Annotated in this window: 10 protein-coding genes and 1 pseudogene; 3 read left to right on the top strand and 8 right to left on the bottom strand. The window is 70.2% G+C overall.

Annotation, left to right across the window (positions count from 1 at the left end):
* Positions 1–14 precede the first annotated feature (14 nt).
* Together OM076_RS15945 and OM076_RS15940 are read left to right on the top strand one after the other, a co-directional pair.
* Positions 15–2,795, top strand: coding sequence for a PKD domain-containing protein (locus OM076_RS15945; protein WP_270040995.1), 2,781 nt, complete (start codon positions 15–17; stop codon positions 2,793–2,795).
* Positions 2,796–2,879: 84 nt separating this feature from the next.
* Positions 2,880–3,416 carry a hypothetical protein gene (locus tag OM076_RS15940; RefSeq protein WP_270040994.1) on the top strand — a complete coding sequence of 179 codons (537 nt, stop codon included), beginning with the start codon at positions 2,880–2,882 and terminating at the stop codon, positions 3,414–3,416.
* On the opposite strand, the gene OM076_RS15935 is transcribed toward OM076_RS15940, so the two are convergent.
* The 5 genes and pseudogenes from OM076_RS15935 to OM076_RS15915 all read right to left on the bottom strand — a co-directional run bounded on the left by OM076_RS15935 (position 3,413) and on the right by OM076_RS15915 (position 9,559).
* On the bottom strand, positions 3,413–3,985 hold the full coding sequence (locus tag OM076_RS15935) for an SGNH/GDSL hydrolase family protein (protein ID WP_270040993.1): 573 nt from the start codon (positions 3,983–3,985) through the stop codon (positions 3,413–3,415). The genes OM076_RS15940 and OM076_RS15935 overlap by 4 nt on opposite strands.
* Before the next feature lie 86 nt (positions 3,986–4,071).
* Positions 4,072–5,988 (bottom strand): M13 family metallopeptidase, encoded by a 1,917-nt coding sequence (locus OM076_RS15930; protein ID WP_270040992.1) that lies wholly within the window; start codon positions 5,986–5,988, stop codon positions 4,072–4,074.
* Between the two features lie 30 nt (positions 5,989–6,018).
* A pseudogene (locus tag OM076_RS15925) lies at positions 6,019–6,237 on the bottom strand (ABC transporter permease); the annotation flags it as partial.
* A gap of 446 nt (positions 6,238–6,683) precedes the next feature.
* Positions 6,684–7,610 (bottom strand): ArgK/MeaB family GTPase, encoded by a 927-nt coding sequence (locus OM076_RS15920; RefSeq protein WP_270040990.1) that lies wholly within the window; start codon positions 7,608–7,610, stop codon positions 6,684–6,686.
* Positions 7,607–9,559 carry an ethylmalonyl-CoA mutase gene (locus OM076_RS15915; RefSeq protein ID WP_270040989.1) on the bottom strand — a complete coding sequence of 651 codons (1,953 nt, stop codon included), beginning with the start codon at positions 9,557–9,559 and terminating at the stop codon, positions 7,607–7,609. Before OM076_RS15915 ends, OM076_RS15920 begins: the two co-directional genes overlap by 4 nt.
* A gap of 57 nt (positions 9,560–9,616) precedes the next feature.
* On the opposite strand from OM076_RS15915, the gene OM076_RS15910 reads away from it, so the two are divergent.
* Positions 9,617–10,453, top strand: a complete 837-nt coding sequence (locus OM076_RS15910; protein ID WP_270040988.1) for an MBL fold metallo-hydrolase — start codon at positions 9,617–9,619, stop codon at positions 10,451–10,453.
* Here OM076_RS15910 and OM076_RS15905 read toward each other — a convergent pair.
* Genes OM076_RS15905 through OM076_RS15895 form a run of 3 tightly spaced genes read right to left on the bottom strand, consistent with a single transcriptional unit; the run spans position 10,450 to position 12,999 of the window.
* Complete coding sequence (locus OM076_RS15905; protein WP_270040987.1) at positions 10,450–10,782, bottom strand: hypothetical protein; 333 nt, start codon at positions 10,780–10,782, stop codon at positions 10,450–10,452. The genes OM076_RS15910 and OM076_RS15905 overlap by 4 nt on opposite strands.
* A 2-nt stretch (positions 10,783–10,784) precedes the next feature.
* The gene (ccrA, locus tag OM076_RS15900; RefSeq protein ID WP_270040985.1) at positions 10,785–12,032 is read right to left on the bottom strand and encodes a crotonyl-CoA carboxylase/reductase; all 1,248 of its coding nucleotides are present in this window, start codon (positions 12,030–12,032) and stop codon (positions 10,785–10,787) included.
* Between the two features lie 19 nt (positions 12,033–12,051).
* Complete coding sequence (locus OM076_RS15895; protein WP_270040984.1) at positions 12,052–12,999, bottom strand: magnesium transporter CorA family protein; 948 nt, start codon at positions 12,997–12,999, stop codon at positions 12,052–12,054.
* Between the last annotated feature and the right edge of the window lie 2 nt (positions 13,000–13,001).

The raw sequence follows: 13,001 nt of genomic DNA, 5'->3' as shown, positions 1-13,001 counted from the left end.
CGGCGCGCACAGCGATGCGTCCGCGCTACCTCGCGCTCGCTGCCGTCGTGGCGGCGGGAGCGACCCCGATCATCGTCTCGAGCGGCGGTGCCGCGACGGACGCTCCGCCCGCCTCGAACCCGGCGCACCCGGTCGTCGACGCGAGCTGGATCTACGCCAACGACTACTACAACGCGACGCACTTCATCTACAAGCGGGCCGGCTCCGACGGCTGCCTGCAAGGTGCGACGTCATGCCCGTTCGGTTCCCCGGGCGACGCGAACAACCTGCCGCAGAACTACAACGGCACGCAGGAGTTCAACAAGTGGTGGGCTGACCTGGGCACCACGAGCACCGCGCAGCCCAACGGCGTGCTCGGCAAGTGGATGTCCAAGCGCGACCACCTCTTCGCGCAGGCCACCTACCAGATCAACACGCAGGAGCTCACGATTCCGGGCGCGGCCTGCCCCGGGCAGCAGGTCATGCTGGCCTTCCACCCGGACAGCCAGGGCGTCTCGGCCCCGCAGGCCTCCGCGCTCACCGGCGCCACCCCGTACAGCAACATGTACTCGGGCGACTGGGGCACCGGTTCACCGTATGACTCCAACATGGGCGCGCTCATGAACCTGGAGGAGATCGGTTCGGTTCTTCGTTGGCATGAAGCGAATGGGACGTACCCCAAGCGGACGATCAAGTCCGCTGTGTACGACGCAGAGTTACAAGGCCTCATCGGCTCCGGGTTCTACAGCTCCACTGGTAGTGGCGCGACAACCCTTATTGAACCGATGAGTGCAGGAAGCAGCAAGATGGTCGTAGCAAATGCAGCAGCCCTCGTCCCCTCAGGTACATCAGGAATCTTTGCCGTCGGATCGCCGGTCGCGATCGACGATTCCGACACCCAGAACAACGTCGTCGCGCAGGGAAGCACCTTCTCCACGACGCCCACCACACTGTCCGCGGCCACCGTCGTGGGCGCCACGAACATCAAGGTCCAGAGCGTGGCCAACCTCACCGTCGGCCATCAGATCCGGGTCGACACGCTCGGTGACCCGAAGCAGGAGTTCAGCACCATCCAGGCCATCGGCACCGCCGGTGCGTCGGGCACAGGCGTCACCCTGTCCACTCCGCTCAAGCAGGCCCACGCGAGCGGCGCTGCGGCTACGGACAACGGCACCGGCATCATCCTCGCCGCGCCCGTGCAGAAGGACCTCCCCGTGGGCACGACCGTCAGCGGGCCGACCACTGGCCTGATCTCCGACGGCCCCCAGGGCCAGATCGTCGGCGTTCTGAACAACGATCAGAACGGCATCAACTACCCGGCCCTGCACTGGGGCACCGATCACTACCTCAATGACCTGGTCAACGGTGGCGTCGGTCCCTGGTTCAACAACATCAACGCCACGCCGACCACGAACACCGGCTCGATCTACACCCCGGCCGGTTTCGCGCGTCTGCAGGCGAACCTCCCGAACGTCACGGCGTTCCGGTCCAACGTCGAGAGCGCCGTCACGCGAGCGATCGCGGATCTCGGCCAGAAGTACAACTACTCGATCCCGGTCGAGAACCCGCTGAGCTTCAAGAACACGGGCTCGACGCCGGACAACCCGCACCCGGGCTCGCTGCCGTCCTACATGCCGGCGGATCAGGCGAAGTACACGCCGGTCAACGACGACCGCACCGGCCGCACCGACCAGGTGTCGTTCGGCAACCGCGGTATCCCGTCGCTGGGCAACATCGGTGTGTACGACTCCAGCACCAATCAGGCAGTCGGCGGCTCCGAGAACCCGTACCCGTCCAGCTATCCCAGCAAGCCGGGGATCTCTGGCCTGTACGGGCAGGACACCATGAGCGACAACTTCCCGAACCTCAACTTCTTCGCCGGAGGCGAGGTGCACGGGCCCGGCGGCTATGACAAGCCGTCCGAGGGTCTGTTGCGGGGCGTCGAGTTCGTGGCGACCTACTTCTCGTACGCGGTTGCCTCCGACTCGCTCGGCGGCAAGGTCGACAAGCCGAACCGTCCGATCGCCTACTTCGAGCAGAGCCCGAAGAAGGCCACGGCCACCAACACGGTGACCTACGACGCCGGCTTCAGCCGTGACGCCAACGGCGACACCGACGGTCTCGAGTACTACTGGGACTTCGGTGACGGCAGCGCGCCGCAGAAGACGAACCTCCCGAAGGTCACGCACACGTTCCCGACGCAGGCCGGTTGGCATGACGTGAAGCTGATGGTCTCCAAGGGCGATGGGACCAAGACGACGACGAACGTCGGCGACTACCGACAGGTGGAGCCGATCAACTTCGCCCCGACGTACTACCCGGCGACGCCCCCCGCGGGCGAGCCGCAGCCTCCCACCACCGGTCCCGCCGCGGACCCGTGCGGGCAGCTGAGCCCGGACGAGCTGGCGTCCTTCGTTCAGACGTCCAACGGCCCGGTGCAGGGTGCACCGGCCCAGTCGGCTCCCGTCTCCGGCACCGTGCCGGCGACGCTGTCGCTGACGCTCGGCGGCAACGCCTCGTTCGGCCCGTTCGCGGCCGGCGTGGCGAAGACGTACAACACCACTACGACGGCTGACGTGGTCTCCACGGCAGGCGACGCAGCGCTCAGCTGGTCGGGTCCGAACCACCTGACCAACGGCGCGTTCACGATGACGCAACCGTTCACGATCGACCTCTCGAAGTCGATGTGGAGCGCACCCGTGTCGCACGACATGGTGACGGTCGGCTTCCACCAGCCGATCGGCGCCAACGATCCGCTGCGAACCGGTAGCTACTCGGCGACAGTGACGTTCACGCTGTCGACGACGACGCCGTAGAAGGGCTCGGGCGGTCGGGGGCCTTTGCGCCCCCGACCGCCCACCCGTTCCGCCGTGCCCGTCTCTCGTTACCCTTATCCACGCATGCGGCTCTTCCGTTTCGGGTGCGTTCTCGCAGCGGCTGGGCTCCTCGCCGGCTGCGGCAGCAAGGCGGCCTCGTCGCCGTCCTCCACGCCCACGGCCACCACCGCGGCGTCCGCGGCGACGCCGACCCCCACGGGGACGCCTTCCGCGAAGCACCTGACCTCCCCTGACGACCTCGCCTCGTGCGCGGTGCTCGAACAGGCGGTCCAGGCGGTCTCGCAGCTCGTCGGGCACACCACCGAGGGGATCACCCAGGCGCAGAACCCCAAAGAGCTCGCGAAGCAGGTGGGGACCGCGCAGCAGAGCCTCCTCGACTCGGCGAAGCTGGTCGAGCTCGCCGACGCGCCGAAGGCGCTGGCCGGCTCTCAGCGCCAGTTCGCGCAGGCCCTGCGGATGTTCGCCACCGACTTCGGGCGCGGCAAGGCCGCCGCCGCGAAGGGCGACATGGCCAACGCGACCCAGCTGCTGACCGACGAGACCGCGCTGCGGAAGATCCAGACGTCCGCGAAGCGGATCGACGATATGTGCGGGGCTTAGCGCAGCCGCGACTCGATCAGGCGCGCGATCGCGGCGTGGCCTGAGGAGTTCGGATGGAAGTCGTCGCCGGGGCCGAGGAACGTCGGGCGGCCGGCCGGCCCACGCGCGTCGGTCAGCGGCGAGAGGTTCGCCACGGCGCCATCGGTGCAGGCACGCCGGATCGTCGCGTCATAGAACGAGACGGGGATCTTGGCGGCCGGCCGGCTCGCCACGTCCTTCGGGACCCAGGTGGTCAGGCAGACGAGCTTCGCCCCGGGTGACGCGGCCGTGACCTTCGCGAGCAGGGCGCGGTAGTCGTCCGCGAACCGGGCGCGGGGGGTCTGGAAGAGGAAGTCGTTCGTGCCTGCCTCGACGACGACGTCGTCCCCGCGCGAGGGCAGCGCGCCGGCCGCGAGCTGCGCGGTCGTCGCTCCCGGCACCCCGAGCACGTCGAGCCGCGAACGGGTGGCCGCCGCGACCAGTTGGGGGAACGCCTGGTCCTGCGTGTCGGCGAAGCGCCCCGCTGCCAGTGAGTCTCCGACGACCACGAGCTGCGTGCTCGCGCTCCGCGGTTGCGGGCTCGGGCTCACGCGCGGCGCGTCGCCGCCTGCGTTCCCACCGCATCCCGTGAGCAGCGCGGCTATGGCGATCGACCACAGCCGCGCGCCCCTTCGGGTCACCAGATCTCGATGCGCTCGTCGCGCGGGCGCATGATCGGTGCGTCGTCGGGCAGATCGAAGGCCTCCCGGAACGCCTCCATGTTGGAGACCGGGCCGAGCACCCGCAGCGGCCGCGGGCTGTGCGGGTCGATCCCCGCGAGCGTGCGCTGCAGATCGTCGCTCATCTTCACGCGCCACAGCCCGGCGTTGGCGAGGAAGAACCGCTGTGCGGGGGTGAGGCCGTCGACGGCGGGCGCGCCGGCGGCCACGCGCGCATGCGCCCGCTGCGCGAGCGTCAACCCACCGAGGTCGGCGATGTTCTCGCCGAGCGTCAGCTTCCCGTTGATGTGGACGTCGCCGAGCACGGTGTAGGCGTCGAACTGCTCGACCAGCTGATCGGCGAGCGAGGTGAAGCGGGTCGCGTCCTCGGGCGTCCACCATTCGCGCAGCGCGCCGTCGGCGTCGAAGCGGCGGCCCTGGTCGTCGAAGCCATGGGTGATCTCGTGGGCGATGACCATGCCGATGCCGCCGTAGTTGATCGCGTCGTCGGCGGTGGCATCGAACAGCGGCGGCTGCAGGATGCCGGCGGGGACGACGATCTCGTTCAGCGTGGGGTGGTAGTAGGCGTTGACGATGTGGGCGGGCATCTCCCACTCGTCGCGGTCGACCGGCTCGCCGAGCTTGGCCAGCTGGCGGTCGAGCTCGAAGCGGGTGGCGTTGAGCCGATTGGCCGCGTAGGCGGTGCGGCCGAGCTGCAGGCCCGACCAGTCGCGCCAGCGATCGGGATAGCCGATCTTGACCTGCACGGCGTCGAGCTTGGCCTCCGCCTTCGCGCGGGTGTCAGCGCCCATCCACTCGCGCGTGCGGATCGAGGCGCGCATCTCCTCGACGATCTCCTCGACCATGCGTGCGGCACGGTCCTTGGCGTCCGCGGGGAAGCTGAGCGCGACGTAACGCTCGGCGAGCGCCTCGCCCAGATCGGCGCCGACGGCGTCGATCACCCGCTTCGTGCGCGTGTGCTGCTCCTCCTGGCCGCGGATCCGGCGGCCGTAGAACGCGAAGTCCTCCTCGTCGATGCGGGACGGCAGCGCGTCGGCGACCGCGTGCACGACCGCGAACTCCAGGTAGGCGCGCAGCGTGGCGGGCGCGGTCGGTTCGATCACGGCGGCCAGGCCTTCGAGCAGGCGCGGGTTCTCGACGTTGACGGTCTCGGCCGCGGCGGCGCCGAGCGCGTCGAGGTAGCGCGGCAGGTCGATCGTGGGAGCGAGCTCGGTCAGCGCGGCGCGGTCGAAGCGGTTGTGGATCCGGTCGGTGTCCCGGCGCTCCTCTGCGCGCAGGTGCAGCGCCGCGAGGCGGGTCTCGAACTCGAGCACCGCCGGCGCCTGCGCGGGGTCGCCGCCGACGTGGCCCAGCTGCGCGGCGACGTGCTCGACGTACGCGGCACGCAACGCGACCGCCGCGGGCCCGTCGTCGAAGTAGGACTCGCGGTCGGGCAGTCCGAGTCCAGCCTGCGTGAGCCAGAGCAGATTCTGGTTGGCGTCGTCGTGGTCGGCGGTCACGCCCCAGCCCAGCAGCGCGAAGATCCCCGCGCGGTGGAGCACGGGCAGCACTGCGAGCACGTCGTCGCTCGCCCGGATCGCGTCGAGCAGCGGCGCGATCGGCTCGATGCCGGCGGCCTCGATCCCGGCGAGATCCAGGCCCGCGGCGAAGTGATCGCCGAGCAGGCGGTCGACGGCGTCGACCGGTTCAGCCGCCGCGCGTTGCAGCAGCTCGCCGAGGACGACCTCGTTGCGCCGGCTGACCTCCTCGAACGAGCCCCAGGACCCGTAGCCGGCGGGGATCGGGTTGGCGTCCAGCCAGCCCCCGTTGGCGAAGCGGTAGAAGTCGACGCCGGGGTCGGCGGACGGGTCACGATCCGAGGCAGGAAGGGTCATTGAACATCCCCGATTCTACGGGGCGCGGCCTCAGGCGAGCTTGCGCCGGTAGCTGGCCATCGCCAGGGCGTACGCCATGACGAGGAGGCCGAAACCCGCCGAGGGCGACCCAGATGTCGCTGCTGACCGGTTGCTGGGCGAACAGGTCGCGCATGGCGTGACGATCGAGGTCACGGGCTGGTTCTCGGCGAAGGCGCGTACGGAGGCGGGCATGGGGTAGGACTTCTCGAGCGGGGGCCTCGCCGACGATCTCGCGGATCGGGGTCCCGTTCGCCGCGTCAACGGCGCCGGGTGGGGGAGGGGGGAGTGGCGCGCCCTTGGTTGCTGGCTCGCCGTGAGTCCGCTACGCGGCTCGGCTCTGTTGGCTCGAATTGGCGTGCCGGGATACCGACAGTTACGGGCTACGGAGAAGGAAAGTGTGTCCCTCGCACGCCTACTCCCGGTCGCCGTGGTCGGCCGTGCGCGTTTGGCGGTCGGGTCGCCGTTTTCGATCAGGGTCGCACTGTTCGAGCTGGCGCGTTGGTGGGGGTGATGTACAAATGAGTCCTCACAGGACCCGTTTGTACATCACCCCCTCGCAACCCGCTCCCGCGGGGTGACCGGCGTGCGTGAGAACGCCCTTTCTGTCTCCGTGGCGCACCGAAACCACCCCTCCCCACCCGGCGCAGTTGACGTTCGTCCTCGAGAGGCCTCCGCTAGTGCCCTACGCTTCGCTCGAGGCGGCGGAGCAGCTCCGGCACGTCGAGTGCCGGGTCCTGTTCGGCGAGCCAGCGGGTCGCGGCGCGGCGACCGCCGAGGCTGCGCAGGCCGCGTTCGCCGTGCTCGTGGACGAAGTCGGCGAGCGCGGCGAGGCGGCGGGCGCGGGTGCGGGCGGCGGCGAGGTCGAGACCGGCGCGGTGCGCGTCGAGCGCGTCGGCGAGCTCCGCGATGCCGGTCGTGGGGCGCAGCGCGCTGACGGGGAGGACCGGGACGGCGCGGGCGCCCAGAGCGCCGAGCGCGGCGCGCAGATCGTGCTCCGCGCGGCGGGCGGTTGCGCCGAGGTCGGCCTTGGTCACCACGAGCACGTCGGGCACTTCCATGATCCCGGCCTTGAGGAACTGCAGCGCGTCCCCGGAGCCCGGCTGGACGACGACCACCACGGTGTCCGCGGCCTCGGCGACGTCGGTCTCGGACTGGCCGACGCCGACCGTCTCGATCACGACGACGTCGAACGCGGTGCACAGCGCCTGGGCCGCCGCGCGGGTCGCGGGGGCGAGGCCGCCGAGGCGCTCCCCCGCGGCCATCGACCGGATGAAGACGTCGCGGTCCGCCGGGTCGTGCTCGATCCGCGCCCGGTCGCCGAGCAACGCGCCGCCGCTGCGCTTGGAGGACGGGTCGACGGCGAGCACGGCGATCGATCGTTCGCGCGACCGCCACTCGCGCAGCAGGGCCGAGAGGAGCGTGGACTTCCCGACGCCGGGCGGCCCGGTGACGCCGACGATGTGGCCGGCGCCGTCGCCGGCGGCGGAGACGAGCGCGGCGGCCTCGATGCGCGCGGTCCGGGTCTCGAGCAGGTTCAGCGCCGCGGGTGCGGCGGTCCGGTCACCGGCGCGCAGCCGTGCGCCGAGCGCTGATCCATTCACACCTTGACCGAGTTGCGCTCCGCCACCAGGGCGACGATGTCGCGCATGATCCGGTCGAGCTCGAAGTCCTTGGGGGTGTAGACCGCGGCGACGCCCGCGGCCTTCAGCTCCGGGACGTCGGCGTCGGGGATGATGCCGCCGACGACGACCGGGATGTCCGCGCCGTCCAGGGCCGCGATCACGTCCGGGATCAGCTCGCGGTGCGAGCCGGACAGGATCGAGAGGCCGATCACGTGCACGCCTTCGTCGACCGCGGAGCGCGCGATCTGGGCCGGCGTGAGGCGGATGCCCTCATAGACGACGTCCATCCCCGCGTCCCGTGCGCGCACGGCGATCTGCTCGGCGCCGTTGGAGTGCCCGTCCAGGCCCGGCTTGCCGACCAGGATCTTCAGCGTCCGACCGAGCGCCTCGCTCACGCGTGCGACCTCGTCGCGCAGCGCCTCGTCGGCGGCGGGGGAGGCGGCCTGGCCGACGCCGGTCGGCGCGCGGTAGGAGCCGAAGACGTCGCGCAGCGCGCCCGCCCACTCGCCCGTGGTCACGCCCGCGCGCGCGGCCGTGAGCGTCGCCTCCATGATGTTCTCGTCGCTCGCCGCGACGCGCCGCAGCTCGTCCAGCTCGGCCGACACGTCACCCCGCGCGGCGCGCCAGGACTCGAGCGCCGCCCGTGCCTCGGCCTCCACGCCCGGGTCGACGACCATGATCCCGCCGCCATCGGCGGTCAGCGGCGACGGCTCGGTCTCGGTGAACCGGTTGACGCCGACGAGGACCTGCTCGCCGCTCTCGATCCGGGCGATCCGCTCGCGGTGGGACTCGACCAGCGCGGCCTTCATGTACGGCACGGCCTCGACCGCACCGCCGCGCTCCGACACCCGCGCCAGCTCCGCCCGTGCGCCCTCGAGCAGCTCGCCCACGAGCCCGTCCATCACGACCGAGCCCTCGAAGATGTCGGGGTACTCGAGCAGGTCCGTCTCGTAGGCCAGCACCTGCTGGATCCGCAGCGACCACTGCTGGTCCCACGGCCGCGGGAGGCCCAGCGCCTCGTTCCACGCCGGCAGCTGCACCGCGCGCGCCCGCGCACCGCGGCCCAGCGTCACGGCGAGCGCCTCCAGGACGATCCGCTGGACGTTGTTCTCGGGCTGGGACTCGGTGAGACCGAGCGAGTTGACCTGCACGCCGTAGCGGAAGCGCAGCGCGCGCGTATCGGTGACCCCGTAGCGCGAGCGTCCGAGCTCCTCCCACAGGATCCCCATCGCGCGGAGCTTCGCGTGCTCCTCGATGAACCGCACACCCGCGTTGACGAAGAACGAGATCCGCCCGAAGACGGCGGTCATGCGGTCCTCCGGCACCCGGGCGCGGACGGCGTCGAGCACCGAGATCGCGGTGGCCATCGAGAACGCGATCTCCTGCACCGGCGTCGCTCCCGCCTCCTGCAGGTGGTAGGAGCAGATGTTGACCGGGTTCCACTTCGGGACGTGCTCGACCGCGTAGGCGACCATGTCGGCGATCAGCCGCATCGACGGCTCGGGCGGGAACGCGTAGGTCCCGCGCGAGAGGTACTCCTTGATGATGTCGTTCTGCGTCGTGCCCGAGAGCGAGGCCATCGCCACGCCCTGCTCCTCGGCGGCGACGATGTAGAGCGCGAGCAGCCACGCGGCCGTCGCGTTGATCGTCATCGACGTGTTCATCTCGCCGAGCGGGATGCCGTCCAGCAACGCCGCCATGTCACCGCGGTGCGCGACCGGCACGCCGACCTTGCCGACCTCGCCGCGCGCGAGCTCGTGGTCGGCGTCGTAGCCCGTCTGCGTCGGCAGGTCGAACGCTACCGAGAGCCCGGTCTGGCCCTTGGCCAGGTTGCGCCGGTACAGCTCATTCGACTTGACCGCGGTGGAGTGACCCGCGTAGGTGCGGATCATCCAGGGCCGGTCGCGCTCGGGCAGGCGATGGCTCATATACAGATGGTATTGACCCGCGAGTCAACGCGGACTCACTCACTAGCCTAGGTCCGCATGCGGGCGATCGATGTGCTGCACCAGGGGCGCGAGCGGGTGATCTGCTGCTGGGAGGTCGACGGCGTGCTGATCGACCCGGGTCCCGGAGTGACCGAGGAGACGCTGCTGGCGGCGCTGGACGGCGCCGAGCCGCGCGCGCTGCTGCTGACCCACATCCACTTCGACCACGCGGGCGTGTCCGGGGCGCTGGTACGCCGCTGGCCCGAGCTGCCCGTCTACGTCCACGAGCGCGGCGCGCCGCACATGGCCGACCCCTCGCGGCTGATGGCCAGCGCGGGACGCCTCTACGGCGGAGATGTCGGCCTGCGGCAGCTGTGGGGCGAGATGGTGCCCGTCCCCGAGGCCAACCTGCGCGTGCTCTCCGGCGGCGAGCGTGACATCGAGGGCGCGTTCCGGGTCGAGTACACCCCCGGCCACGCCTCCCACCACGTCAGTTACCTGCACGAGCCGTCCGGGTGGGCGTTCGTGGGCGACGTCGGCGGGGCGAAGATCCCGCCGCACGACTTCACGGTCGCGCCGACGCCGCCGCCGGACATCGACGTCACGGCCTGGGAGCGCTCGATCGCGCTCGTGCGCGCGTGGAAACCCGCCGGCCTCGGCCTCACCCACTTCGGCCCGGTCGAGGACGCGGACGCCCAGCTCGACCGCTGCCTCGAGGCACTGCATACGCAGGTCGAGCTCGAGGGCGGCCACGACGAAGCGGGCTTCGTCGCCGCGATGGAGGCCCGCGTCAGCGAGGCGATGGGCCCGGACGCGGCGACGATGATCCAGGCCACGCCGCTGGACCAGCTCCATATGGGGCTGGCCCGCTGGCGGAAGAAGTTCGGGGCTTAGTCGCCGTTGGCGGCCACGGCCTCGTGCGTGAGGCCGCCTTCGTAGATCAGGTCGTTCCAGGTGTAGAGCACCGGCACCTGGTACCAGGACGCGTACGACGCGCGCCAGCTGACCATCTCCGGGCCGTACCAGTAGGCCTCGAAGCTGAGCTTGTCGTCGAACGAGACCAGGTGCGTGAACTTGTACATGTCGTCGCGATTGCGCAACACGCGGTAGTCCGTCGCGCCGTAGCGCGTCGCGACCGACGCGATCTCCTCCAGCGCCGCGGCGAGCTGGTCGCCTCGGAACAGCGTCGCGTACCACGGGATCTGCGCTACTCCGGCTGCCATCTCTACGCTCCCACCTCCGCCCGGATCGCGCCCGGGCCGTCCGCTGTCTTTCCAAGCCCTTCGGAGGCCGCGCCGACGAGGATCGCGATCTTGCCGAGGTGCTTGTTCTCGTACATGAGCTGATGGGCTTCGGCGACCTGCTCGAACCCCAAGGTCCTCCAGAGTACGGGACGAACCTTCCCGGCCTCGATCAGCTCGTTCGCGCGATGGCATTCCCACGCGTTGGCGAAGTGCGAGCCGATGATGCGCTTCTGGCGCATCCACAGGTAGCGGACGTCGAAATCGAGCGTGAACCCGGACGTCGCGCCGCAGATCACGACCGTGCCGAACGGCTTGACGACCAGCACGGAGGTGGGGAAGGTGGCGCGCCCGACGTGCTCGAAGACTATGTCGGGTTCCCCGCCGAGGCGCTCGGCGACCTCCTTGCCGAAGCGGCGCGACTCCTTGAAGCGCACCTTCTCCTCGTCGTACGTCTCGTTGCCGACCCGCATCATCCCCGCGAACGCGTTGCGGTCGATGTAGTCGCGCGCGCCGAGGGACTTGACCAGCTCGCCCTTCTCGACAGAGGACACCACGCCGAGCGAGTCGGCGCCGGACAGCTTGCAGAGCTGCGTCGCGAACACCCCCAGGCCGCCGGCGGCGCCCCAGATCAGCACGCGGTGACCTTCCTGCAAACGTGCCTGGTCGACGAGCATCCGGTACGCGGTGAAGAACGTCAGCCCGTAGGAGGCGGCCTCCTCCCAGGCGAGCGCCTTGGGCTTGCGCAGCAGCTGCTGCGCCTGGACCTTGCAGAACTGCGCGAAGGAGCCCCAGGTCGTCTCGTAGCCCCAGATCTGCTGTGACGGCGCCGCCAGCGGGTCGAGCCCGTGGACCTCGACGTCCTCGTAGGACGCCTGGTTGCAGTGCACGACGACCTCGTCGCCCGGCTTCCAGCGCGTGACGCCCTCGCCGACCGCCCACACGATCCCGGACGCGTCGGACCCGCCGATGTGGTGGTCCTCCTGGTGGTAGCGGAAGACCGAGATCGGCTTGCCCAGCGCGGCCCACACGTTGTTGAAGTTCACGCCCGCGGCCATCACGCGGACGATCACCTCGAACGCGCCCGGCCGCGGTACCGCCATCTCCTCCAGCTGGAACGCCTCGGTCGGCTCGCCCTCGCGCTCGGCGCGGATGACCCACGCGGCCATCGTCTCGGGGAGCTCGCCGGGCTCGACGTCGAGCTGAGCGATCTGGCTGGTATCGACGGACATGGACAAACCCTATGCCCTCTCAGAACCAGTCGTGCCGCTTGATCCAGAACAGTGTGAGCAAGACCACAGTGGGCACGACGAGGCTGCCGACGCCGAAGGTCAGGAAGGCGTGCTTTGAGTCGATGTGGTCCACGAGCCAGCCGAAGTTCTGCCCGAAGAAGCCGGTGACGACGGTGTAGGTCACGAAGATCGTGCCGCCGACCGTCAGCCGCGAGGCGACCGCGTTGAGCCGGTCGGAGTTCGCGTTGAAGTAGGTCTGCGTCAGCGCGAAGAGGTCGTCGAGCTGACGCTGGAACTCGCCGGTGATCTGGATCAGGTGGTCGCCGATGTCGCGCAGATAGGGGCGCGAGCCCTTGGTCAGCCCCTCGAGGGCGAGGATGAACTCGTGGGCGGTCTTGAACTGCTCGTGCTGGGCGGCCGTCAGCCGCTGCAGCTCGCGGACGTTCTGCTTGAGCCGGTAGCTGCGGCCGAGGTGCTCGCGCTTCGGGCGGGTCAGGATCTCCACCTCCAGCGTGTCGATCTGACCCTCGACGGCGCTGATCACGGGATAGAACGCGTCCGTCAGCCCGTCGAGGACGCGGTAGATCAGGATCTCCTCGTCGTGGGTCGGCTCCTCGGCCAGCGACGCGTGAAGATCGACGAGCGCTTGGCAGGGCTCGGGGTGGACCGTCGCGATGAACTCGCCGGAGATGTAGATGTGCACCTCCTGCGGCTCACCCGGCCGGTCGAGCCCGCCGGTCGCCCGGGCGGTGTAGAAGACCAGCAGGACGTGACCCTGGTAGGGCTCGATCTTCGGGCGCTGCCCCATCTCGAGCGTGTCCTCGAGCGCCACGGGGTGCAGGTCCAGCGCCGCGCCGAGCTGGCGGACGGCGCCGGGGTCCGGCCTGTCGAGGTCGATCCAGAAGAAGTGGTCCGCTTTGCGCAGCTGCGCGATGAGCTCTGGATCGACCTCCGTCAGGACGTGCACGG

The organism is Solirubrobacter ginsenosidimutans (assembly GCF_027587205.1).
The sequence above is the reverse complement of the archived record's forward strand: the minus strand, read 5'-3'. Positions and strand labels throughout refer to the sequence as shown.